Below are 23,556 nucleotides of genomic sequence, written 5' to 3' on the forward strand. Positions count from 1 at the left end.
CGACGACGTCATCCCCGCCCTCCTGCGCGCCGGTGCCGATATCGAAGGTCAGGACGCCCGCGGCTACACCGCGCTGGTCCTCGCCAGTTATAATGGCCAGCTTTCTACCACAGGGCTGCTGCTCGACGAGGGCGCCGCCCCCGACGGGGCCAGCGACGCGCAGGGCAATTCCGCGCTGATGGGCGTCGCGTTCAAGGGGCATGTCGATATCGCCCGCCTGCTGCTCGACCGCGGCGCCGATCCCAATCGCCGCAACCGCGCCGGGCAGACCGCGATCATGACCGCCGCGCTGTTCAACCAGACCGCGATCATCGCCCTGCTGCTGGAGCGCGGCGCCGATCCGAACGCCACCGACCATGCCGGCAACACCGCCGCCGCGGTCGCCCGGATGCAGGGTAACACCACGCTGGCGGAAATGCTTACCCCCTCATAACGCGATCCGCGTCGCGTCCGCACCCACGCCTTCGAACAAGGCGGCTTCCGTTCCCGTCATCCACACCTGCCCCCGCCCCTCCAGCCGCGCGAACAGCGCGGCGCGCCGGCCGGGATCGAGATGCGCGGCCACCTCGTCCAGCAGCAGCACCGGCGCCGCGCCGCGCCGCGCGGCGACCAGCTCGGCGTGCGCCAGTACGATGCCCAGCAGCAGCGCCTTCTGCTCGCCGGTCGAACACAGCGCCGCCGCCTGCCCCTTGCCGGCATGGGTGACGATCAGGTCGGCGCGGTGCGGCCCGACCAGCGTCCGCCCCGCCGCGGCGTCGCGCCGCCGCCCGGTCATCAGCGCATGCGCAAAGGCATCCGCCTCCACCGCCTCGCCGTCCAGCGCCAGCGTCGCGCGCGCGAACACGTCCGCCGGGCTCTCCCTCAGCGTCGCGTCCAGCGCGGTCACCGCCGCATGCCGCGCACCGTCCAGCGCCACGCCATGCTCCACCATCCGCTGCTCCAGCGCCGACAGCCAGCTCGGATCGACCGGCGCATCCTCCCCCAGCAACCGGTTGCGCTCGCGCATCGCCGCCTCGTAGCGCGTCGCGTGCATCCCGTGCGCCGGACTGAGCGCCAGCACCAGCCGGTCCAGGAACCGCCGCCGCTCGCCCGCCGCCTCCACGAACAATCGGTCCATCGCCGGGGTCAACCACAGCACGCCCAGCCACTCCGCCAGCGCGTTCGCGCTCGCCGCCGCGCCCTGCACGCGCACCACCCGCCGCTCCGGCGCGGACGCCAGCGCGCCCGTCGCCACCTCCACCCCGTCCGCCAGCGTTGCCGCCACGCCGAAGCCCCCTGCCCCGCCCTGCCGCGCCATCGCCGACAGCGCCGCCCGCCGCAGACCCTTTCCCGGCGCCAGCAGCGACACCGCCTCCAGCACGTTGGTCTTCCCCGCCCCGTTCTCGCCCGTCAGCACGACGAACCCCGCCCCCGGCGCCAGCACAAGGTCGCCGTGATTGCGAAAATCGGTCAGGACGAGGCGGGTCAGCATGCGGTCACCCGGCCCATAACGCGCGCCGCGCCAAAACGGCAAAGGGGCCACCGTCGCCGGCAGCCCCCTTTGTCACGATCGCGGTCGATCAGACGCGCATCGGCATCAGCACATACAGCGCCGGCGCCGTGTCGCTTTCGCGGATCAGCGTCGGGGCTGCCGCATCGGCCAGATGCACCTCCACCAGATCGCTGTCGATCTGTCCCAGGATGTCGAGCAGGTAGCGGCTGTTGAAGCCGATCTCGAACGGGGTGGAGGTATAGTCGCCCGGCACTTCCTCCGCCGCCGTGCCGTTTTCCGGGCTGGTGACGGACAGGGTGATCCGGTCGCGGTCCAGCGCCATCTTCACCGCACGCGTCTTTTCGGTCGCGATGGTCGACACGCGGTCGACGCCCTCCATGAAGCTCTTGGGGTCCAGCTTCAGGATCTTGTCGTTCGCGGTCGGGATGACGCGGCTGTAATCGGGGAAGGTGCCGTCGATCAGCTTGGAGGTCAGGATCGCCTGCCCCAGGTCGAACCGGATTTTGGTGCCCGACAGCGACACGCCGACCGACCCGTCCACCTCGTCGAGCAGCTTGCGCAGTTCGGCGACGCATTTGCGCGGCACGATCACGTCGGGCATGCCGTCCGCGCCCTGCGGCTGCGGCATGGTGACGCGCGCCAGCCGGTGGCCGTCCGTGGCGGCCGCCTTCAGCACCGGCTCGCCGCGATCCTCGGCGACGTGCAGGAAGATGCCGTTCAGGTAATAGCGCGTCTCCTCGGTCGAGATCGCGAAGCGGGTCTTGTCGATGATCTGCTTGCAGGTTTCCACCGGCAGCTCGAACTGCGTCGGCAATTCGCCCTCGGCGATGACGGGAAAGTCATCGCGCGGCAGCGTGCCCAGCGAGAAGCGCGCGCGCCCCGCCACGATCGACATGCGCCCGTCCGCCGCGGTCAACTGCACCTGCGACCCTTCGGGCAGCTTGCGGGCGATGTCGAACAGCGTGTGCGCCGACACCGTGGTCGAACCCGGCTGGTCCACCGCGGCCATCACGCTTTCGTTGATCTGCAGGTCCAGGTCGGTCGCCATCATGCGCAGCTGGCCCTCGGCCGTCGCTTCCAGCAGCACGTTCGACAGGATGGGGATGGTGTTGCGGCGCTCCACCACGGACTGGACATGGCTCAGTCCCTTCAGGAGCGTCGCGCGTTCGATTGTCGCCTTCATCGTGATCCCCCCGCCGGAGCGCGGGGGCGTGCCAGAATCACGCCGCCCCCGATTCCGGGTGAAAAATGGCCTTCGTTCCTACCCGCGAAAAAGGGGCCGGAGCAAGGCTCCGACCCCTCCACTTTTCAGGTAAATCCCGCGTTAAAAGCGAAAGCCGAGCCCGGCGACCAGCTGATGGCGCTCGAAATCGCGGTCATAGCCGTCGACGCGGGCATAGTTGGTGTAGCGATACTCGCCCTTCACGAAGCTGTTGATGCCCAGCGCATATTCCAGTCCGGCACCCAGGCGCAGCCCGTCCAGATTGTCCGAACTGCGCAATTCGCCGGCGCCTGCGTCGTAGCGCGACTTGATCCGCGCGTTGGAATAACCCGCCTTCACATAGCCCAGCGCCACCGGCGAGATCGCGTAGCCGACGCGCGCACCGGCATACAGGTCGCGTGCCATGTTGGTGTCGAGTCGGTCGCCCACGAGCAGCACGCTGTTGCTGCGCGTGTCGGCGGACGAATCGGTCAGCTCGCCCTCGACGCCGACGACCACCGGGCCCATCGCCATGTCGTATCCGACCGCGGCGCCGAACAACAGGCCGTCGCCGCTGCTCGCATCCTGCCCGCCCCCGTCATTGGCATTGTCGTAACCCAGCAGCCCTTCCAGGCGCAGGCCGGTGAACGGCGCGACGGTCTGTGCCGCGGCGGGCAGTGCGGCGCCCAGCGCGATGGTGACGGCCAGGGCGGAAAGAACGGGTGTACGCATGGGCAACTCCAACAAGGGCGGGACGACATCTGTCCCAAACGGGTACAGGCCCTCATGGCTCCATCCGCGACGCTTTGCATGAACCTCAGCTAAACGGCGAAATGCGTTGCCAATGCGCCACACTCCGCGCCATGCCCCGCCGCATGGCCTATCGCCGGCTCCTTCTTTGCCTGCTGCTGGTCGCCGCGGCGCCGCCCTCGGCGCGCCAAACCATTGGCGTGTTCGGCGGCTGGGGCGCCTTTCGCCAGGGGCCGAACTGCTACGCCATCGCCCGCCCCGTCGTCGCGCAGGGGCGGGTCGGCGGCTATGCCGGCATCGGCACCTGGCCGGGCAAGGGCTTGCGCGCCTCGCTCCATCTCCATCTCAGCCGCCGGCGCGCCCCCGACCGGCCCGTCACCCTCAGTGTCGCCGGCCGCCGCTTTCCGCTCGTCGGCACCGCCACCGACCTTTGGGCGCCCGACGCGCCCACCGACCGCGCCGCCGTCGCCGCCCTCCGCTCCGCCCGCGCGATGAGCGTCGAGGCGGTCGATACCAGCCACCGCCCCTTTGCCGACACCTATGCCCTCGCGGGCGCCGCCACCGCGATCGACGCCGCAACGCTGGCCTGCGTCGCCCGCTAGCGAACGGCCCCTTTTTACGCTATATAGGCGCCCATGCAGACAGCTTCGGCCGCCCCCATGCCCATCCCCGGGCACATCGATCCCGTGCCCGTCCCCCGCGGCGTGCAGTCGCGTCCCGATGGACGCGTCGACCTGATCGGCCTGACCAGGGACCAGTTGCGCGAAGCGTTGCTGTCCGCGGGCATGGAGCCGCGTCAGGCCAAGCTGCGCGGCAAGCAGATCTGGCACTGGCTCTACAATCGCGGCGCCACCGATTTCTCGCAGATGACCGACATCGCCAAGGCGCAGCATCCCTGGCTGGCCGAGCGTTTCGCCATTTCCCGCCCGGAGGTGGTGGAGGCGCAGGTTTCGTCGGACGGCACCCGCAAATGGCTGCTCCGCTCCGCCGACGGCCAGGATTACGAGGCGGTGTTCATCCCCGACGCCGACCGCGGCACACTGTGCGTGTCCAGCCAGGTCGGCTGCACGCTGAACTGCCGTTTCTGCCACACCGGCACGATGCGTCTGGTGCGCAACCTGACCGCGGGCGAGATCGTCGGCCAGGTCATGCTGGCCCGCGACGCGCTCGGCGAATGGCCCAGCCAGCCCGAGGGGCGGATGCTCACCAATATCGTCATGATGGGGATGGGCGAGCCGCTTTATAATTTCGATGCCGTGCGCGACGCGCTGAAGCTCGTCATGGACGGCGACGGCCTTGCCCTGTCGAAGCGTCGCATCACCCTGTCGACCAGCGGCGTGGTGCCGATGATGGCGCGCGCCGGCGAGGAGATCGGCGTGAACCTCGCCGTCTCGCTCCACGCGGTGACGAAGGACGTGCGCGACGAGATCGTGCCGCTCAACAAGAAATACGGCATCGAGGAACTGTTGCAGGCCTGCGCCGACTATCCCGGCGCCAACAATGCCCGGCGCATCACGTTCGAATATGTGATGCTCAAGGACAAGAATGATTCGGAGGCCGACGCCCACGAACTCGTCCGCCTGCTGCGCCACTACAAGCTGCCCGCCAAGGTCAACCTGATCCCCTTCAATCCCTGGCCGGGTGCGGATTACGAATGTTCCACGCCGGAGCGTATCCGCCGCTTCTCCGACATCGTGTTCGAGGCCGGCATCTCCGCCCCGGTGCGCACGCCGCGCGGCCGCGACATCGACGCCGCCTGCGGGCAGCTCAAGACCGCCGCCGAGAAGAAGAGCCGCGCCCAGCTCGACCGCGAGGCCGAGGAGAAGATGGCCGCGCTCGCCGACTAGATCGGGCAAGACATTCCGCCCCATTGCAACCGACCGGCCGCGCGGGCAGTTAGTGGGGTGTCACCGGCCAATATAGGCCGGGGCACCGCATGGAGACGATGATGACCAAGCTACTCGCCGCCGGGCTGTTGCTCGGCGCCCTCGCCGCCGCCCCTGCCGCGGCAAACGACCACAGCGTCCGGATCGACCATCACGCCGGTCCCGTCGATGCCCGCTACAGCGCGGTGACCAAGGTCGCGCACAAGCAGGTCGGTGCCGTCGTACCCGGCGGCCGCGCCTCGACGCTGCGCTGCGCCTGGTCGGCGGGCGTCACCGTCGATCGCGAGGCACGCCTGCCGTCCGGCGCGACGATGACCCGCTCGATCCACCGCGACGACGTGATCGCCGGCAGCCGCCCCGGCTGGTGCTCCGCGCAGCGCGCGGCGATCAACGAGGAAGTCGCCAGCCGCACCGGCCAGATCCGCGACCACATGCTGGCCGTCGCGCAGGAGGACAAGGCCGAGCTGCACGCCGAACTCGACCGGCTGCACGGCCCCACCCGCACCGGCTGACCTCCCATAACCCTCTCTCCCCATTCGGGGAGAGCGGTGTCGGGTCGGTCATGCCCCCTTGCGCGCCGTCCGATAACGCCCCACTCGGGCGCGCATGACCGTGATCGAAGCCGCCGTCCTCGCCGCCGCTGCCGGCCTGCTCGGGGGCGCGATGAACGCACTGGCCGGCGGCGGCACCTTTGCAACCATGCCGACCCTGATCGCGCTCGGCCTGCCCTCCCCCATCGCCAACGCCACCTCCAACGTCGCGTTGCAACCCGGCGCGATCGCCAGCGCCTGGACCTACCGTCACGGCCTGGCCCCCCTCGGCGGCCTGTCGGTGCGTTTGCTCAGCGCGGTCACCTTTGTCGGCGGCATCGTCGGCAGCCTGCTGCTCGTCTCCACGCCGACGCGGGTGTTCGACATCGTCATCCCCTGGCTGCTGCTCGTCGCGACGCTGGCGATCGGCATCGGCCCGCGCGCCGCGGTCTGGCTGCAGGCGCGCACCACGATCGGCCCGCGCACCCTGATCGCGGCGCAGGGGATGCTGGGCATCTATGGCGGCTATTTCGGCGGCGGCGTCGGGCTGATGATGACCGCGACCTATGGGCTGCTGGCGGGTGCCGCGCCGCACCAGATGATGGCGCCGCGCACGCTGATGCTGGCGATGGCCAATGCCGCCGCGACGCTGATCTTCGTGCTGTCCGGCATGGTGCGCTGGCATGCCTGCGTGCCGATGCTGGTGGGCGCGGTCCTTGGCGGCTGGCTGGGCGCGCGCGTCGGCCAGCGGCTGTCGCCCGGCCTGATCCGCGGCTGGACGCTGCTGATCACCGCGGTGACGACGATCGTCTTCTTCTACCGGGCCTACGCGTGAGTCAGCCCGGCCGGCGCATGTGGAACGGTGCACCCGGCTCGAAATAGTCGCTCGGCCCGCCCCCGCGCAGGATCGGCCGCGCCCGCGTCGTCTGGTACACCCCGTCCTCGATCATCGCGGCGTCGATATGGATGCCCACCGCCTCGCCGATCACCAGCCACTGGTCGATCGGTTCACCCTCCTTCGTCTCCAGACGGATCAACTGGGTCAGCCGGCATTCGAAGCTGACCGGCGCGGCCGCCACCCGCGGCGCAGCCACCATCCGGCCGCCCGCGACTTCCAGCCCGGCCAGCGCGAACTCGTCCACCTCCGGCCCGGCGACCGCCGCGCTCGCATTCATCGCCTCCGCCAGGTCCCGCGTCGCCAGGTTCCAGGTGAACACCCCGGTCGCTGCGATGTTGTCGACCGAATCCTTCCAGCCCTGCGACGAAAATCCCAGGAGTGGCGGGCGATAGGCCAGCAGGTTGAAGAAGCTGTACGGCGCCAGATTGCGCACGCCGCTTGCCGAGACGCTGCCGATCCAGCCGATCGGCCGCGGTGCCACGATCGCGTTCAACGGATCATGCGCCAGCCCATGCCCCTGCGCGGGTTCGTAGAAATGCCATGCGGTCGTCATGGCTTTGCTGCTACACGGATGCGATGGACAGCGATACCGGCCCCCATGTCATCCCCCAGGTGGTGCGGCGCCACCGGCTGGCGACGCGGCTCTGGCACTGGGTGAACGCGGTCGCGGTACTGATCCTGCTCGGCTCCGGCCTCGGCATATCGAACGCGCATCCCCGGCTCTACTGGGGGCGATACGGCGCCAATTTCGATCATGCCTGGGCGCAACTGCCGCGCTTTCCCGCGTGGATCACCATCCCCGCCAACTACAACCTCGCCATTTCGCGCCGCTGGCACCTGTTCTTCGCGGTCGTGCTGGGCTTCGGCCTGCTCGCCTTCATGGTTGCCAGCCTCCTCAACCGCCATTTCGCCCGCGACCTGCGCGTGCGGCGGGCCGAGCTGCGCCCCCGCCACCTTCTCGCCGACCTGCGCCGCCACCTGGCGCTCCGCTTCCACGATCCCGACTCCCCGCGCGACTACAACCTCTTTCAGAAGCTCAGCTATGTCGCGATCCTCTTTCTCGCCCTGCCCCTCGCCATCTTCACCGGCATCGCGCTGTCGCCCGCAATGAACGCGGCCTGGCCCTGGCTGCTGGAGGTGTTCGGCGGGCGGCAGTCGGCGCGGTCGATCCACTTCATCGCCGCGGTGGCGATCGGCCTGTTCACCGTGGTCCATCTCGCGCTCGTCATCCTCGCCGGTGCGGTCAACGAGATGCGGTCGATGATCACCGGCCGCTGGCGGGTGCCCGCCGAATGATCGCGCGCCGCTCGCTCCTGACCGGCGGCGCCGGCCTGCTTCTCGCCGGCTGCGACCGCGTCGTCCAGAACCCCACCGCACGGCGGATCCTGTTCGCCGGCGAGGATATGCAGCGCGGGCTCCAGCGCGCCCTGTCCGACCGCGCCGCGCTCGCGCCCGAATTTCGGCCCGACCAGATGTCGCCGATCTTTCGCGCCAACGGCACGCACAATCCCGGCACGCCCGAATATGCCGCACTGGCGGAAAACAACTTTGCCGACTGGCGCCTGGCCGTCGGTGGCCTCGTCGATACGCCGCGCCGCTTCACGCTTGCCCAACTCCGCACGATGCCCGCGCGTACCCAGATCACCCGCCACGATTGCGTCGAGGGATGGAGCGCGATCGGCCAGTGGACCGGCCCGCTGCTCGGCACCGTGCTGAAGGCGGCGGGCGTGCGCCGCTCGGCGCGCTACATCGTCTTTCACTGCGCCGACCTGTTCGGCGGCATCCCCTATTATGAATCGATCGACATGGTGGATGCCTTTCACCCGCAGACGATCCTTGCCTGGGGCATGAACGGCCATATGCTCGACGTCGCGCACGGCGCACCTTTGCGCCTGCGTGTCGAGCGGCAGCTGGGCTACAAGCACGCCAAATATCTGATGCGGATCGATGCTGTCGCCTCCCTGGACGGCATCGGGCTCGGCAAGGGCGGTTACTGGGAGGATCATGTCGATTACGACTGGTACGCAGGTATTTAGGGCAGCACCCCTTGCCTGACCCCGCTCCCGGACGGTAGCACGCCCGCCATGGCGCTCATCGATCTTTTCCTTTCGCGAGCGGTCAAGCGCGGCCGCCTCACCCTCACCCACCATAATGGCAAGACGCGGACCTTCGGCACCCCCGATCCCGCCTTCCCCGACGTCGCGATCCGTTTCATGGACTCGCGCGTCGCGGGCGAGATCGTCCGCAATCCTGCGCTCGCTGCCGGCGAAACCTATATGAACGGCCGCCTGACCGTGGAGGGCGACGACGTTCGCCAGCTGGTCGAACTGCTGACCGCGAACGACAAGTGGGAGGATGGCGCCCAGCGCCTCAATCCCTCGCTCGCCGTCCGTGCCTTTGGCGCGGTCAAGCACCGCGTCGACCGCATCAACATGGAGCGCCGCTCCAAGAAGAACGTCGCCCACCACTACGATCTCTCGGGCAAGCTCTACGAACTCTTCCTCGACGCCGACCGGCAATATAGCTGCGCCTATTACACGGACCCGTCGAACAGCCTTGAAAAGGCGCAGGCCGACAAGAAGGCGCATATCGCCGCCAAGTTGGCGCTGAAGCCCGGCCACAAGGTGCTCGACATCGGCTGCGGCTGGGGTGGCCTTGCGCTCTACCTGCACGAGAAGACCGGGGCGGAGGTCCTCGGCGTCACGCTGTCGGAAGAACAGTTGAAGGTCGCCCGCGCCCGTGCCGAGGCGGCCGGTGTCGCCGACAAGGTACGCTTCGAGCTGATCGACTATCGCCGGGTGGAAGGGCAGTTCGACCGCATCGTCTCGGTCGGTATGTTCGAACATGTCGGCCCGCCGCAATACCGCACCTTCTTTACCAAGTGCCGCGACCTGCTCACCCCGGACGGGGTGATGCTGATGCACACCATCGGCCGGCTGAACGGCCCGGGCGTCACCGACGACTGGACGACGAAATATATCTTCCCCGGCGGCTACAACCCGGCTTTGTCGGAAATCGTCCGCGCCAACGAGGGCCTGCGCTTCTTCCTCACCGACGTGGAGGTGCTGCGCTGCCATTACGGCTGGACGCTGGACGAATGGTACGACCGCGCCATGGCCGCGCGTGACGAGATCGTCGCCCTTTACGACGAACGCTTCTTCCGCATGTGGACCTTCTACCTGGCAGGCGCCGGCGCCGCCTTCCGCAACGGCGGCCTGTGCAACTACCAGGTCCAGCTCACCCGCGGCCGCCTCTCCGTCCCCGTCACCCGCGACTATATGTTTGAGGAAGAACGCCGCCTGAGAGGAGCGTAAACCCCTCTCCCCTTTGGGGAGAGGGAGGGGCCCGCCGCAAAGCGGTGGGAGGGTGAGGGGCCGCCCAGCAGCGCAGCGCCCGCGGCAACCCCTCACCCTCCCCACGGCTACGCCGCGGGTCCCCCCTCTCCCCTCCGGGGAGAGGGAATTATATCAAATCCGCGCCATCTTCGGCGCCAGCCGCCGGATATCCAGCGCATTGACCCCGGCGAGCGACACCGGCCCGAAGCCATCGCCGGTTTCCACCACGATGCCCTCCGGCGTCGCACGTACCACGGTCCACGGCACCTCGCGCACCGCGATCGCCTTGCCGCGCCGCTTGATCGCCGCGACGCGCCCGTCGGTCGCCACCGCCAGCGCGCCCAGCCCGTCCGCACCGACGACCGCCCCGGCCACCGCGAACCCCGACAAGGCGCCTTCCGCCGCCGCCGCCGCATCCTCCGGCGTGCCCACCTTGGGATCGCGACGCTTGGCGGCGATCAGCCACCCGACACCGGCTAGCACGACGATCCCCGCCGCGCTGCCCGCGCCGATCGCAACCAGGCTCATTTTCCGCTCGCGAGCATGTCCAGCGTCGGCTTGAGGCCCGACAGGTCATATCCGGCGTCCTCCGCCTGCCGCACCAGCAGGTCGGGATTGCGCCCCGCCTTGGCGGCCGCCAGCGCCCACAGATTGCAACTGCGCGTACCCGACCGGCAATAGGCCAGCACCGGGCCGTCGGCGGCGACCAGCGCCGCGGCCATCTCGTCCACCATCTCGTGGCTGAAGCCGCCCTGCCCCACCGGAATCGCGGTATAGGCCAGGCCATGATCCTCCGCGGCGGCGCGGATCGCATCGCCGGTCGGCTGGCCGGGCTGCTCGCCATCGGGGCGGTTGTTGACGATCGCGACATAGCCCGCGGCCTTGATCGCGGCCACGTCCTCGGGCGCGATCTGGGGGGCGACGGCGACGCTTTCGTTGAGCACACGGATCATGCCGTTCACCTAGTCGCCAGACCGCTCCACCGCAACGGCAACTGCGGAGGAAAGATCGATCAGGCCGCCTCGCGGATCACGTCCAGAAACGCGTCGCCATAAGCATCCAGCTTGCGCGCGCCCACGCCCGTCAGCATCGACAGCGCGGTCCGATCGGCGGGCTTCTGCGCCGCCATGTCGCGCAGCACCGAATCGTGAAAGATGACATAGGGCGGCACGCCCGCCGCCTGCGCCAGCTCGCGCCGCTTCGCGCGCAGCGCCTCGAACAGCGGATTGTCCGCCGGGTTGGACGCCGCCGCCGCCGCGCGCCGGCCCTTGCGCTCGCGCTTGGGCGGGATCACCAGCGACAACCGCGCCTCGCCCTTCAGCAGCGCCCTCGCCGCCGGCCCGAACTCCAGCCCGCCATGCGGATTGGTGCGCAGCGCATCGCGCAGCAGCAGCGCACGGTGCACCGGCTTCACCAGCGCCAGCTCGTCGCCATCGATGATGTTCCACACCGACAGCGCCTCATGCCCGTTCATCAGGCTGCGTTCGGTCGACTGGCCGGTCAGCACCTGCTCGATATAGCCCGCCCCGAACATCTGCCCGGTGCGAAACACCGCCGACAGGAACTTCTGCGCCGTCGTCGTCGCGTCCACCGCGTCGGGCGATCCCAGGCAGTTATCGCAATTGCCGCAATCCTCGGCCAGCTCCTCGCCGAAATGGCGCAGCAGGATGCGGCGGCGGCATCCGCCCGTCTCCACCAACGCCCCCAGCGCCGCCAGCCGCGCCCGCTCCCCGGCCTGCCGCTCGGGCTCCACCTCGGCCATACGCTGCCGCGCCCGAGCAAAATCCTCCGCGCCCCAGAACAGATGCGCGACGGAGGGATCGCCGTCACGCCCGGCGCGGCCCGTTTCCTGATAATAGGCCTCGATCGATTTGGGCAGGCCGGCATGCGCGACGAAGCGGACGTCGGGCTTGTCGATCCCCATGCCGAACGCGACGGTGGCGCAGATCACCATGTCTTCGGACGCGACGAAATCCGCCTGATTCTTCGCGCGCACCGCCGGGTCCAGGCCCGCATGATAGGCGCGCACCGGCCGCCCCGTCCGCCCCAGCGCCTCCGCCAGCTTCTCGGTCGCCGCGCGCGTCTGCGCATAGACGATGCCCGGTCCGCGCGTTTCCGCCACCAGCCGGGCGATCTGCACGTTGACGTTCGCCTTGGGGCTGATCGCATAGCGGATATTGGGCCGGTCGAAGCCGGAGACGATCATCCCCTCTTCCGGGATGCCCAGCTGCTTGGCGATGTCGGCACGGGTATGCGCATCCGCCGTCGCGGTCAGCGCCAGGCGCGGCACGTCCGGAAACGCATCCATCAGCGGTTCGAGCAGGCGGTAGTCGGGCCGGAAATCATGCCCCCATTCGCTGACGCAGTGCGCCTCGTCGATCGCGAACAGGCTCAGCTTCGCGCTGCCCAGCAACTCGCGGAAATGCATCGCGGAGGCACGCTCGGGCGCGACATAGAGCAGGTCGAGCTGCCCGTCGCGGAAGCGCGCCACCGTCTCCGCCCGGTTCTGGTCGACAGAGGTCAGCGTCGCGGCGCGGATGCCGACCGCCTCGGCCGCGCGCAACTGGTCGTGCATCAGCGCGATCAACGGGCTGACCACGACGCAGCACCCGTCCATCATCACGGAGGGCAATTGGTAGCAGAGCGACTTGCCCGCGCCCGTCGGCATCACCGCCAGCGTGCGCTCGCCCGCCAGCACCCGGCCGACCACGTCGGCCTGGACGCCGCGAAACGCCGGATAGCCGAACACGCGCTGCAGTGTGGGAAGGGGATCGACCGCCATCGCCGGCGATGTAGTGGACCTGTCGCCACAGGTCGAGGGCATCGCGCCCGTCACTCCGCCGCCAGCGCTTCCTCGCGCTCGGCGGCCTGGCGTGCCCACATCTCGGCATAAAGGCCATCCCGGCGCAGCAATTCGCCGTGCGTGCCGCGCTCGGCGACGCGGCCGCCGTCCAGCACGATGATCTGGTCCGCCTTCACCACCGTGGACAGGCGATGCGCGATCACGATCGTCGTGCGCCCGCGCTCCACCGCCTCCAGCGTTTCCAAGATGTCGCCCTCGGTGCGGCTGTCCAGCGCGCTGGTCGCTTCGTCCAGGATCAGGATCGGCGGGTTCTTCAGCAGCGTGCGCGCGATCGCCACGCGCTGCTTCTCGCCGCCCGACAGCTTCAACCCGCGCTCGCCGACGCGCGTGTCGTAACCGTCCGGTTGCCGCTCGATGAACCCGGCGATCGCCGCGCCCCGGGCCGCATGCGCAATCTCTTCCGCGCTCGCCCCCTCGCGGCCATAGCCGATATTATACCCGATCGTGTCGTTGAACAGCACCGTGTCCTGCGGCACGATCCCGATCGCCGCCCGCAAGCTCGCCTGCGTCACCGTCGCCAGATCCTGCCCGTCGATCAGAATGCGCCCGCCATCCACATCGTAGAACCGGTACATCAGCCGTGCGAGCGTCGACTTGCCCGCCCCCGATGGTCCCACCACCGCGCAGGTCGTTCCCGCCGGCACGTCGAGGTCCAGCCCGTCCAGGATCGGTCGCCCTTCCTCATAACCGAACCTGACCTGCTCGAACCGCACATGGCCCGCGCCGACCGCCAGCGCCGGCGCGCCGGGTATGTCGCGCACCTCCGCACCGGTATCGATCAGGTCGAACATCGCGCCCATGTCCAGCACCCCCTGCCGGATCGTGCGATACACCATGCCGAGCAGGTCGAGCGGCCGGAACAGTTGCGCGAGCAGCGTCGAGACGAACACCACGTCGCCCGCCGATGCCGTTCCCCGGCTCCATCCCCAGGCGACATAGCCCATGCCGAAGCCGAGCAGCGCGTTGGTGATCAGCGCCTGCCCGATGTTCAGCCACGCCAGCGAGTTTTCGGATTTGGTCGCCGCCCGCGCATAGGCGGCGACGGCATTCTCGTACCGCCGTGCCTCGCGCTCCTCGGCGTTGAAATATTTCACCGTCTCGAAATTGAGCAGCGAGTCGACCGCGTGCGCCACCGCGCCCGTATCCAGGTCGTTCATCCGCGTGCGCAGATGGTTACGCCAGTCGGTCACCTTGCGGGTGAAGGCGATGTAGAGCACCACCGTGGCGATCGTCGCGACCACCAGCCACCCGCCGAAGCTGCGCGCGAAGATGCCCAGCACCAGCGCGAGTTCCAGCACCGTCGGCGCGATGTTGAACAGCAGGAAATACAGCATCGTATCGATGCTCTTGGTGCCGCGCTCGACCACCTTGGTCACCGCGCCCGTACGCCGCTCCAGATGGAAGCGCAGCGACAGGCGGTGCAGGTGCCGGAACACGTCCGCCGCCAGCCGCCGCGTCGCATCCTGTCCCACCCGCTCGAACACCGCATTGCGCAGATTGTCGAACAACGTCGAGGCAAAGCGCGACGCCGCATAGGCGACGACCAGCAGGATCACCAGGGTGACGACCGACCGGTCGCCCCCCGCCATCCGGTCGACGGCAAACTTCAGCGTATAGGCAGCACCCAGCACCTGCACGAGCTTGGAAGCCAGCACGAGCAGCATCGCCCCGGCGATCCGCACCTTCATCCCCGGCTCGCCCGCGGGCCAGAGATAGGGCAGGAACCGGCGCAGCGTAGGGATCAGCGGCCGCTCTTGCTGGCTCGCCGTAGTGGGATCGATCGGAGGCATCGCCCCCCATGTCGCTTGCGCCCCGCCGAACTTCAATGGCGGTGGTCAGAGAACCAGAACAACGAATATTCACGCGGAGACACGGAGGCGCGGAGATGCACCGCGAGCCGCAGGCTCAATCATCCCATCATCGACCGAGCACCCCTGGCCGACGGGGGTACGGAACGACGCAGCAGGCGTCCTCTCTCCGCGTCTTCGCGTCTCCGCGTGAACAAAACCTCCTGCTTTTTCAGAAGAGTTCACGCGAAGCCGCGAAGCCGCGAAGAGGTTGCGCCGGCCGGCAGGCCCTCTGGGCATCACCAGCCGATTCGGGTCTTCCGACCGACAGGTCACGGCGAAGGCGGGGCAAGCCCTACCTCTTCGCGCCTTCGTGTCTTCGCGTGAACCCGGTTACTGCCCCGAAGCAGCACCCCCGCCAGGCGCCAGGCCGCGCACGAACTCCGCCCCATGCTTCACCTGCGCGGTCGATTCCGTCAGCGTATCGCCCAGCGGCTCTGCACGCCCGCCCAGGCACGGCGCCAGGAAATTCTCCGTCACCGCATTGAACGCGATGTTGTTCACCGGCCGCGCAAAACCATGCCCCTCGTCGGGGAACAGCACATAGGTGACCGGGATCTTCTTGGCCGCCATCGCCGCCACGATCTGGTCGCTTTCCGCGACGTTGACGCGCGGATCGTTGGCGCCCTGCCCGATCAGCAGCGGCTTGCTGATCTTGTCGACAAAGGTCAGCGGCGAGCGTTCCTTGAGCAGCGCCTGCCCCGCCGGCGTGGTCGGGTCGCCCATCCGCTTGTAGAATTGCTGCTTGCCCGCCTCCCAATAGGGCGGGATCGTCTTCAGCAGCGTGAACAGGTTCGACGGTCCGACGATATCGACGCCGCAGGCGAACCTGTCGGGCGTGAAGGTCAGCCCCGCCAGCGTCGCATAGCCGTCATAGGAGCCGCCCATGATCGCCACCTTGTCCCGGGTGGTGACGCCGCTCTTCACCGCCCAGTCGACCGCGTCGATCAGGTCGTCGTGCATCTTGCGGCCCCATTGCAGGTCGCCCGCCGAGATGAAATTCTTACCAAAGCCCGTCGAGCCGCGATAATTGACCGACAGCACCGCATAGCCGCGGTTCGCCAGCCATTGATGATAGCCGTTGAAGCCGAACCCGTCGCGCGCCCAGGGTCCGCCATGGACCAGCAGCACCAGCGGCACCGGCCCGCTCACCCCCTTGGGTTTGGTCAGATAGGATACCAGCGTCAGCCCGTCGCGCGCCTTGATCTCCACCGGCTCCATCGGCACCAGCGGCGCCCCCTCCAGCTCGGGCCGGCTGACATAAAGCTGCTTCAGCGACTTGGCGCGGCGGTCGTAGACATAGGTCGCGGCCGGCGCGGTCACGGGATCGAAGGTGACGATCCACTTGTCGTCGGCATCCGTGCGGCTGCCGATCGCGAACTCGCCCTTGTTCTGCGCCTTCAGGAAGGCGAGGTCGGCCTTTACCGCATCGCCCACCGGTACATAGTCGCGCTTCAGGTAATTGACCGAATAGGCCTCCACCCGGCCCGTCTTCGGATTGAACAGGCCACCCGCGACATCGGCTTTGGGGCTTTCCCCCACCACCGTCATCTGCCCGATGCCCACGTCCTGCGCCATCAGCGCCGCGGTGTCGCGCCCGCGCGAATCCATCCAGTAGAGCGTCTTGCCGTCGACGGTGAAGCCAAGCGGCGTGGTGGTTAGCGAATCGTCCAGCCCGAACTGCACCACGGGCTTGGCCTCGACGGTGGTGCCCTCCATGCGGTAATAATCGGTGCCGCCGTCGGGCCGCGCCTTGGCCGCCATGCGCAGCCGCAACTGGTCGTCCGCCAGATAACCGGCATAGCCGTCATTCTGCACGACCGGGGTCAGCTTGCCGGTGTTCAGGTCGAGCGAATACAAGTCATGCCAGCGCGGATCGCGGTTGTTGACGCCGACCAGAATGCGATCCTTGATCGTCTCGGACGTGCCGACGATCTGCACCCGCGTCTTTTCAAACGGGGTCAGCGCCTTTTGCGCGCCGCTCGCGACATCGACGCCGTACAGCAGAAAATTCTCGTCGCCACCCTTGTCGTTGATGAACAGCACCGACTTGGAATCGGGCGCCCAGAAGGTCTGGCGGATCGGCCGCGTCGTCTCCGCGGTGATCGCCTTGGCGTCGTCGGGTCGGTCGGCCGGGGCCAGCCAGACGTTCAGCACGCCGCCTTTGGGCGCGATGAAGCTGATCCACTTGCCGTCGGGCGACAATTGCCCGCCGATGCGCGAGGGATTGCCGAACAGCTTGGTCCGCTCGATCAGCGGCACCCCGCTCAGATCCGCCGCCAGTCCCGGCTGTGCCACCATCAACGCCACTCCTGCTGCCATCATCGATTTCAGCATAAGACCCGTGCCTCCCGACGCGTTCCCCATGATCGGGGTGTGTTAGGCGAACATGTCAGGGCTGATCCGTATCAGCAAGCGCGATTTCGGAACTCTCCACCGCAAAGAGGGTTTTCACCTTCAAGCGGAGGCGGTTGAATGGAACCGATTTTCTACGTCATGGCGATCCTGGGCTGCGGTGATGGCAACACGCAGTGCACCGAGGCCCGACTGGTCCCGGCGCGCTATGCCACGATGGCGCAATGCCGGGCGGACCTGCCCAACCGGATCGCCCAGAACACCGATGTGCCCTTTCCGGTCATCGGCGCGGATTGCCGGGCCACCGGCCTTCAGATCGCCAAGGCGGAAAAGCCCAAATCGCGCGGCTGAACCCGATCAGGGCCGCCGCCAGAGTGCCGCATCGCGCGGCACGACGGTCCCTCGAGCGCGCAACGTGGCGCCCCACGCCGCCGCTGCGATAAATCCCAACTTCGCACCCTTTGAGGTGGACACCCGCCGATCCCAGGCGCCTGCACCCCGCGCCGCCACCGAACGGCCGATCGCGCCGTAGATCCCTGCCGCCGACAGCACCGCCCAGGCCGACCGCCAGGACAATGCCCGCACGCCCATCCGCGCGCTCGCCTCAAACTGCGCCGCCCGGTCCGTCAACCGCCGTGCCATCGCGACCAGCGCGGGGCGATGCTCCGGCGCCATATAGTCGTTTGCCGGCACCCCGAATTCCGCCAACCAGTCCGCCGGCAGGTAGCAGCGCCCGACTCCGGCATCCTCGCCCAGATCGCGCGCGATGTTCGACAGCTGAAACGCCAGCCCCAGGTCGCAGGCCCGGTCCAGCACGGCATCGTCCTTGGCCGAAACCCCCATCGCCACCGCCATCATGCAGCCGACGACGCCCGCGACGTGATAGCAATAGCGCAGCAGGTCCGCCTCGCTTTCCGGCTGCCATTCCTCGGCATCCAGCGCAAAGCCCGCGATCAGGTCGCGCGGCCACGCCCGCGGCATGTCCGTCTCCGCCGCCACCAGCCGCAACGCGTCGAACGCCGGATCGCCGACCACCGCGCCGTCCAGCGCCCGCTCGGTCAACGCGGACAGCGCCGCCACCCGTGCCGGGGCATCGTCGACCCGCGTCATGCCGTGGCCGTGATCCTGCCCGTCGGCGATATCGTCGCACCGCCGGCACCAGGCATAGAGCAGCACCGCCCGGTCGCGCGTCGCGGGATCGAACAGCCGGCTCGCCGCGGCAAAGCTCTTGGAGCCGCGCGCGATCGATGCCTCGGCCGCCGCCACCACCTCCGCGCGGGTCGGCGACGGCGTCACAGGTCGGACGCGTTCATCCGGACGATCGGCTGCGTCGGCCGATGCGCGGCCATCTTGTCCAGCAGCCCGTCCAGCGTCGTATCGACGATCAGCAGGTCGCGGTGCTGCGGCCGGAGGAAGCCGACCCGGCCCATCTTTTCCCAGAACGCGACCAGCTCGTCATAATAGCCGCCGGTGTTGAGCAGCCCGACCGGATCGGCATGATAGCCGAGCTGCGCCCAGGACAGCGCCTCCCACAACTCGTCCATCGTGCCGGTGCCGCCCGCGATCGTCACGAAACCGTCGGACAGGTCGGTAAAGGCCTGCTTGCGCTGGTGCATGCCCGGCACGACGTGCAGTTCGGTCAGCCCGCGATGCGCCACCTCGGCATCGACCAGCGCCTGCGGGATGATGCCGATCACCTCGCCACCCGCCTCCAGCGCCGCGTCCGCCACCGCGCCCATCAGGCCGAGGCGCCCGCCGCCATAGACGACGCCGATGCCCCGCTCGGCCAGGCCGCGCCCCACCGATTTCGCCATGTCGATATAGGTCGGATCGGCCGGCGTCGCCGACCCGCAATAGACTGCCACGCGTTTCATGCTGGTCCGCTAGGCCAAGTGCCCCGCCGCGACAAGCACGTGCGCCACATAGAACAAGGCCGGCACCCTCCGATCGGAAGGCACCGGCCATGTGTTCAGCCAGATTGCGACGATCAGCTCGCCGGCGTCACTTCCGGCGCGGCCGCGCGCACGCGGCGGCGGCGCGGCTTTTCCTCGGGCGCCGGCGCTCCGCCCTCGCTCGCGGCGCTCAGTGCCGGCGGCAGGCGATCCGCATCGAAACCGGTCTCGGCCTCGGGCGCCTGAGCGACCGGCTCGCGACGCGGGCGACCGCGGCGACGGGGGGCCTCGGCCTCGGCGACGGGTGCCGGCGCCTGCTCGGCCACGGCCGGTTCGCCGGCGGGATCGGCGGTGACGACCGCGGTTTCCTCGGCAACGGGCGCACGCAGCGGCCGTGCAGGGCGGCGTTCCTCACGCTGGGGACGATCCTCGCGCGGCTCGCGCACCGGCCGGTCCTCACGCGCTTCACGCACCGGACGGTCTTCACGCGCAGGGCGATCTTCACGCGCTTCACGCGCAGGGCGGTCTTCACGCTGCGCCCGCTCCTCGCGGTACGGACGCTCGTCGCGATTGGAACGATCGTCCCGCGCTTCGCGCTGGGGCCGGTCGTCCCGCTGAGGGCGATCCTCGCGGCGGGGGCGATCGTCGCGCTGGCGGCGCGGTTCGAAACCGCCGCCCTGCACGTCGCCCTGCATCTCGCCGGGGCGGATCGGCTCGCCCTCGTCGCCATAATCCTCGTCCTGGCCGTCGAAGCCGTCGTCCTGCGCATCGTCGCGCGCACGCCGCTGATTCTGTTCCTCGAACCGCGAACGGCTCTCGTTCAACACGCGGAAATAATGGTCCGCGAACTGCAGGTAATATTCGGTGTTGACGCGGTCGCCCTGGCGCTGCGCTTCGGACGCCAGATTCTTGTACTTCTCGTACAACTGGTTGGCGTTGCCGCGCGCGCGATTGTCGATGCGATTGCCGTTGTCGGGGCGACCTGGATTACCACCCGGACGCTGCCCGTTATTGCCGCCACCACGACCGCGACGGCGGCCGGCCTGCCGATTGTTTATCAAGCTATTCGTCCTTAGTCGTCAAACCACTAAACTGGCCCACTCATTCCGGGCGTCATGCCCGGTCCCGCGGTATCGATCCCCGACGTGTCCGACAGGCGCATCGCCTCGCCGCCAGCGTCTGCCATGGCCACCGGACTGCAGCGGCCTCATGACGAAGGATGCGGGCGTCCGCCCGAAATCAACAGCCAAGTTGTCGATGTTCGCGTGCCCCGGCCTTCGCTCTAGCGGCTCCGGGGGCCGTCCTACAAGCGAAATATGGGCGCGGCCTCCCGATTGTTCAAGTCGCGGCCAGCACTCGCGCCCGCCCGGCCAAGTCCCGGTGCAGCGTCACGGCAAAGCCCTGCGCCGCCAGCAGCGCCGTCACCGCATCCCCCTGCCGGTGCCCGATCTCCAGAAACGCCGCCCCGCCGGGCGCCAGCAGCCGCCGGATCGCCGGTGCCAGCCGTCGATAATCGTCCAGTCCGTCCGGGCCAGCGAACAGCGCGCCCGCCGGCTCATGCAGCCGCACCTCGTCGGGCAGCCTTTCGTTTGTGCCGATATAGGGCGGGTTGGTGACGATGCAGTCGAACACCCCCGTCAGCGCCGCATCCCAGTCCCCCAGCACGAAGCCGGCCCGCGCACCCATTCCGCATGCGGCCGCATTGGCGACGGCATAGCCCAGGGCCTCCGCCGACCGGTCGACGCCCACCCCCCGCGCGCCCCGCCATTCGTCGAGCAGCGCGAGCAGCAGCGTGCCCGGCCCCGTTCCCAGGTCGAGCAACGTCGCCGGCGGCCGTCCCCGGAAATGCGTCACCGCCACCTCGACCAGCGTTTCGCTGTCGGCCCGCGGTACCAGCGCACCCGGCCCCACCCCCAGATCGAGCGTCCAGAACCCCCGCGACCCGGTGATATAGGCGACCGGTTCATGCCGCTCACGCCGCGCGACCAGCGTCCAGAATCCCTCCGGCACCGCGCGGTCCATGTCGAGCAGCAGCGCCGCGCGCTCGATCCCCAGCGCGTGCGCCATTAACAGTTCGGCATCGAGCCGCGGCGTTTCCGAGAAACCGAACCGCGCCGCCGCCTCGCCCAGTGCCGCCCGCACGCCCGCGGCGCGGGGGCCGGGTTCAGCCATCCAGTGCCGCCAGCCGCTCGGCCTCGTCCTGCGCGACCAGGGCGCCGATCAACTCGTCCATTTCCCCGACGAGAATTTCGGGCAGGCGGTGGAGCGTCAGGTTGATGCGGTGATCGGTGACGCGGCCCTGCGGGAAATTATAGGTGCGGATGCGCTCGGATCGGTCGCCCGATCCCACCATCGCGCGCCGCGTGCCCGACCGCTCGTTCGCCAGCCGCTCGCGCTCCGCCTCGTACAGCCGGGTGCGCAGCACCTTCAGCGCCTTGGCCTTGTTCTTGTGCTGCGACTTCTCGTCCTGCTGGATCACCACCAGCCCGGTGGGCAGATGGGTGATGCGCACCGCGGAGTCGGTCGTGTTGACCGACTGACCGCCCGGCCCCGACGAGCGATAGACGTCGATGCGAAGGTCCTTGTCCTCGATGCGGACATCGACTTCCTCGGCCTCTGGCAGCACCGCCACCGTCGCCGCCGAGGTGTGGATGCGCCCGCCCGCCTCGGTCGCCGGCACGCGCTGCACCCGGTGCACGCCGCTTTCGAACTTCAGCCGCGCGAACACGCCGCTGCCCGTCACCGATGCGACCACTTCCTTGTACCCGCCCGCATCCGACGACGATGCCGAAATCATTTCGACGCGCCAGCCCTGTGCCTCGGCATAACGCTGGTACATGCGGAACAGGTCGCCCGCGAACAGCGCCGCCTCGTCCCCGCCGGTGCCGGCGCGGATTTCCAGCATCGCGGCGCGCTCGTCGGCGGCATCGCGCGGCAGCAGCGCCAGCGCCAGCGCGCGGTCCGCCGCCTCCAGCGCCACCTTGTTGGCGTGCAGTTCCTCGGCGGCCAGCGCACGCAGCTCCTCGTCGCCGTCGCCCGCCATATAGGCCAGGCTCTCCGCCTCCTGCCGCAGCCGCCGCACCTCGGCGGCCGCGCGCGCGACGGGTTCCAGCTCGGCATATTCCTTGGACACCGCGACGAAACGGTCCGACGGCAGGTCGCCGGTTGCCATCTGTGCGGACAGTTCGTCCAGTCGCGCCTCGATCTGCCGGATGCGCTCGGGCGAGATCGTCGTCACGAAGCGGCCTGCACCTTGTCGATGACCGCCTTGATCCGCGCCAGTGTCTCCGCAGCATCCGCCGCCCGCGTATTGACCACCGTCTGCCCGTCCTGCCGGTTGATCGCGATCAGCACATCGGCCGGCAGCTTGGACGCCTTGTCGAACCGCTTGCGCGGCGACCCGCTCGCGATCATCTCCGCCGACAACCCCGCACGCCGCAAACCGGCGAGCAGCCGCTGCCCGTCGATCAGCGCATCGTCATGCTCCAGCGCGATCACCGCATCCAGCCGCGGCTCCGCCGGCGCCGTGATCAGCATCGCCAGCCGCTCCATCCCCGCGGCCCAGCCCACGCCCGCCGTCTCCGGCCCGCCCAGCGACCCGATCAGCCCGTCATAGCGCCCCCCCGCCAGCACGGTTCCCTGCGCGCCCAGCCGGTCGGTGACGAACTCGAACGCGGTGTGCCGGTAATAGTCCAGCCCGCGCACCAACCGCGCATTGCGCGTCCATGCCACGCCCGCCGCGTCCAGCCCGGCGGTCACCGCATCGAAAAAGGCGCGTGCCTGCGGCGTCAGATACGCATCGATATCCGGCGCCGCATCGGCGATCGGCCGGTCGCGCGGGTCCTTCGAATCGAGAATGCGCAGCGGATTCTTGTCCAGCCGCACCAGGCTGTCTTCGGACAGTTCGCCCCGGTGCGCCTCGAAATGCGCCACCAGCGCGGCGCGCCACGCATCGCGCGTTTCGGCATCGCCCAGCGTGTTCAGTTGCAGCGTCACCCCGTCCGCGATGCCCAGCTCATGCAGCAACTGGTCCGCCATCACCAGCAACTCGACATCCGCCTGCGGCTCGGCTGCGCCCAATATCTCGGCGTCGATCTGGTGGAACTGGCGATAACGCCCCTTTTGCGGCCGTTCGTAGCGGAACACCGCACCGCTCGTCGTCACCTTCAGCGGCACGAAACGCTGCCATCCTTCGGACAGATAGGCGCGCGCGATGCCGGCGGTGAATTCGGGCCGGAGCGTCAGGAGATCGCCGCCGCGATCGGGGAAGCTGTACATTTCCTTCGACACCACGTCGGTGGTCTCGCCGATGGAGCGCGCGAATACCTGCGTATCCTCGAACACCGGCAGGTCGACCCGCTGGAATCCGTAGAGCGCGCGCACCCGTTCGAAGGTGGCAAGGACATGCGCAAAGCGCCGCTGTTCCTCGCCGAAGATGTCCTGCGTGCCGCGCACGCGCTTGGGGGGTTCGATCCGTGCCATAGAAGCGGCGCTATCTAGGCGACCG

24 protein-coding genes are annotated in these 23,556 nt (G+C 68.9%); 9 read left to right on the top strand and 15 right to left on the bottom strand.

From position 1 onward, the window contains the following. Nucleotides 1-433: ankyrin repeat domain-containing protein (locus OXR08_RS13360; protein ID WP_267350522.1), on the top strand; the 433-nt coding region annotated here is incomplete at its 5' end. Here OXR08_RS13360 and recF read toward each other — a convergent pair. From recF to OXR08_RS13375, 3 genes are all read right to left on the bottom strand, one after another. After that, complete coding sequence (gene recF, locus OXR08_RS13365; protein ID WP_267350524.1) at nucleotides 428-1,471, bottom strand: DNA replication/repair protein RecF; 1,044 nt, start codon at nucleotides 1,469-1,471, stop codon at nucleotides 428-430. The genes OXR08_RS13360 and recF overlap by 6 nt on opposite strands. Before the next feature lie 88 nt (nucleotides 1,472-1,559). Continuing rightward, nucleotides 1,560-2,675, bottom strand: a complete 1,116-nt coding sequence (gene dnaN, locus OXR08_RS13370; protein ID WP_112381905.1) for a DNA polymerase III subunit beta — start codon at nucleotides 2,673-2,675, stop codon at nucleotides 1,560-1,562. Nucleotides 2,676-2,816: 141 nt separating this feature from the next. After that, on the bottom strand, nucleotides 2,817-3,425 hold the full coding sequence (locus tag OXR08_RS13375) for an outer membrane beta-barrel protein (RefSeq protein ID WP_267350527.1): 609 nt from the start codon (nucleotides 3,423-3,425) through the stop codon (nucleotides 2,817-2,819). Between the two features lie 131 nt (nucleotides 3,426-3,556). On the opposite strand from OXR08_RS13375, the gene OXR08_RS13380 reads away from it, so the two are divergent. The 4 genes from OXR08_RS13380 (at nucleotide 3,557) to OXR08_RS13395 (ending at nucleotide 6,694) form a co-directional block, all read left to right on the top strand. Beyond that, nucleotides 3,557-4,045 (top strand): hypothetical protein, encoded by a 489-nt coding sequence (locus OXR08_RS13380; protein ID WP_267350529.1) that lies wholly within the window; start codon nucleotides 3,557-3,559, stop codon nucleotides 4,043-4,045. 33 nt (nucleotides 4,046-4,078) lie between these two features. Beyond that, entirely contained in the window at nucleotides 4,079-5,290 is a 1,212-nt protein-coding gene (rlmN, locus tag OXR08_RS13385; RefSeq protein WP_112381902.1) for a 23S rRNA (adenine(2503)-C(2))-methyltransferase RlmN, read from the top strand. Between the two features lie 98 nt (nucleotides 5,291-5,388). Further along, nucleotides 5,389-5,841 carry a hypothetical protein gene (locus tag OXR08_RS13390; RefSeq protein WP_267350532.1) on the top strand — a complete coding sequence of 151 codons (453 nt, stop codon included), beginning with the start codon at nucleotides 5,389-5,391 and terminating at the stop codon, nucleotides 5,839-5,841. Between the two features lie 94 nt (nucleotides 5,842-5,935). After that, nucleotides 5,936-6,694 (top strand): sulfite exporter TauE/SafE family protein, encoded by a 759-nt coding sequence (locus OXR08_RS13395; RefSeq protein WP_112381901.1) that lies wholly within the window; start codon nucleotides 5,936-5,938, stop codon nucleotides 6,692-6,694. 1 nt (nucleotide 6,695) lies between these two features. Here OXR08_RS13395 and OXR08_RS13400 read toward each other — a convergent pair whose 3' ends face one another. Then, entirely contained in the window at nucleotides 6,696-7,310 is a 615-nt protein-coding gene (locus tag OXR08_RS13400; RefSeq protein ID WP_267350534.1) for a flavin reductase family protein, read from the bottom strand. Nucleotides 7,311-7,333: 23 nt separating this feature from the next. Here OXR08_RS13400 and OXR08_RS13405 point away from each other — a divergent pair, with 23 nt between their 5' ends. From OXR08_RS13405 to OXR08_RS13415, 3 genes are read left to right on the top strand one after another with little or no spacing between them, the layout of a single operon-like run. Further along, entirely contained in the window at nucleotides 7,334-8,053 is a 720-nt protein-coding gene (locus tag OXR08_RS13405) for a cytochrome b/b6 domain-containing protein (RefSeq protein ID WP_267350536.1), read from the top strand. Further along, the gene (locus OXR08_RS13410) at nucleotides 8,050-8,793 is read left to right on the top strand and encodes a molybdopterin-dependent oxidoreductase (RefSeq protein ID WP_267350538.1); all 744 of its coding nucleotides are present in this window, start codon (nucleotides 8,050-8,052) and stop codon (nucleotides 8,791-8,793) included. The genes OXR08_RS13405 and OXR08_RS13410 overlap by 4 nt, the downstream gene beginning before the upstream one ends. A 48-nt stretch (nucleotides 8,794-8,841) precedes the next feature. Continuing rightward, a complete protein-coding gene (locus OXR08_RS13415; protein ID WP_267350540.1) occupies nucleotides 8,842-10,071 on the top strand; it encodes a cyclopropane-fatty-acyl-phospholipid synthase family protein in 1,230 nt (409 codons plus the stop codon). Between the two features lie 153 nt (nucleotides 10,072-10,224). Here OXR08_RS13415 and OXR08_RS13420 read toward each other — a convergent pair whose 3' ends face one another. From OXR08_RS13420 to OXR08_RS13440, 5 genes are all read right to left on the bottom strand, one after another. Next, entirely contained in the window at nucleotides 10,225-10,620 is a 396-nt protein-coding gene (locus OXR08_RS13420; protein WP_267350542.1) for a hypothetical protein, read from the bottom strand. Continuing rightward, nucleotides 10,617-11,045 carry a TIGR01244 family sulfur transferase gene (locus OXR08_RS13425; protein ID WP_112381895.1) on the bottom strand — a complete coding sequence of 143 codons (429 nt, stop codon included), beginning with the start codon at nucleotides 11,043-11,045 and terminating at the stop codon, nucleotides 10,617-10,619. The genes OXR08_RS13420 and OXR08_RS13425 overlap by 4 nt, the downstream gene beginning before the upstream one ends. A gap of 59 nt (nucleotides 11,046-11,104) precedes the next feature. Continuing rightward, on the bottom strand, nucleotides 11,105-12,874 hold the full coding sequence (gene recQ / locus OXR08_RS13430; protein WP_267350544.1) for a DNA helicase RecQ: 1,770 nt from the start codon (nucleotides 12,872-12,874) through the stop codon (nucleotides 11,105-11,107). 50 nt (nucleotides 12,875-12,924) lie between these two features. Further along, nucleotides 12,925-14,745: an ABC transporter ATP-binding protein/permease gene (locus OXR08_RS13435; protein WP_267350546.1), complete on the bottom strand. Its 1,821-nt coding sequence runs from the start codon at nucleotides 14,743-14,745 to the stop codon at nucleotides 12,925-12,927. Nucleotides 14,746-15,135: 390 nt separating this feature from the next. Beyond that, the gene (locus tag OXR08_RS13440) at nucleotides 15,136-17,127 is read right to left on the bottom strand and encodes a S9 family peptidase (RefSeq protein ID WP_346731910.1); all 1,992 of its coding nucleotides are present in this window, start codon (nucleotides 17,125-17,127) and stop codon (nucleotides 15,136-15,138) included. 150 nt (nucleotides 17,128-17,277) lie between these two features. Here OXR08_RS13440 and OXR08_RS13445 point away from each other — a divergent pair, with 150 nt between their 5' ends. Beyond that, complete coding sequence (locus OXR08_RS13445; protein ID WP_112381892.1) at nucleotides 17,278-17,508, top strand: hypothetical protein; 231 nt, start codon at nucleotides 17,278-17,280, stop codon at nucleotides 17,506-17,508. Between the two features lie 6 nt (nucleotides 17,509-17,514). Here OXR08_RS13445 and OXR08_RS13450 read toward each other — a convergent pair whose 3' ends face one another. The 6 genes from OXR08_RS13450 to hisS all read right to left on the bottom strand — a co-directional run bounded on the left by OXR08_RS13450 (nucleotide 17,515) and on the right by hisS (nucleotide 23,531). Further along, entirely contained in the window at nucleotides 17,515-18,453 is a 939-nt protein-coding gene (locus OXR08_RS13450) for a phytoene/squalene synthase family protein (protein WP_267350548.1), read from the bottom strand. Further along, complete coding sequence (locus OXR08_RS13455) at nucleotides 18,450-19,031, bottom strand: TIGR00730 family Rossman fold protein (RefSeq protein ID WP_112381891.1); 582 nt, start codon at nucleotides 19,029-19,031, stop codon at nucleotides 18,450-18,452. The genes OXR08_RS13450 and OXR08_RS13455 overlap by 4 nt, the downstream gene beginning before the upstream one ends. 113 nt (nucleotides 19,032-19,144) lie before the next feature. Further along, the gene (locus OXR08_RS13460) at nucleotides 19,145-20,110 is read right to left on the bottom strand and encodes a DUF4167 domain-containing protein (RefSeq protein WP_267350550.1); all 966 of its coding nucleotides are present in this window, start codon (nucleotides 20,108-20,110) and stop codon (nucleotides 19,145-19,147) included. 277 nt (nucleotides 20,111-20,387) lie between these two features. Beyond that, entirely contained in the window at nucleotides 20,388-21,221 is an 834-nt protein-coding gene (prmC, locus tag OXR08_RS13465) for a peptide chain release factor N(5)-glutamine methyltransferase (protein ID WP_267350552.1), read from the bottom strand. Continuing rightward, nucleotides 21,214-22,287 (bottom strand): peptide chain release factor 1, encoded by a 1,074-nt coding sequence (prfA, locus tag OXR08_RS13470; protein WP_112381888.1) that lies wholly within the window; start codon nucleotides 22,285-22,287, stop codon nucleotides 21,214-21,216. The genes prmC and prfA overlap by 8 nt, the downstream gene beginning before the upstream one ends. After that, nucleotides 22,284-23,531, bottom strand: a complete 1,248-nt coding sequence (gene hisS / locus OXR08_RS13475; protein WP_267350555.1) for a histidine--tRNA ligase — start codon at nucleotides 23,529-23,531, stop codon at nucleotides 22,284-22,286. The genes prfA and hisS overlap by 4 nt, the downstream gene beginning before the upstream one ends. Between the last annotated feature and the right edge of the window lie 25 nt (nucleotides 23,532-23,556).

The sequence above is a fragment of the Sphingomonas sp. GM_Shp_2 genome (assembly GCF_026540875.1).
GTDB lineage: Bacteria > Pseudomonadota > Alphaproteobacteria > Sphingomonadales > Sphingomonadaceae > Sphingomonas > Sphingomonas carotinifaciens.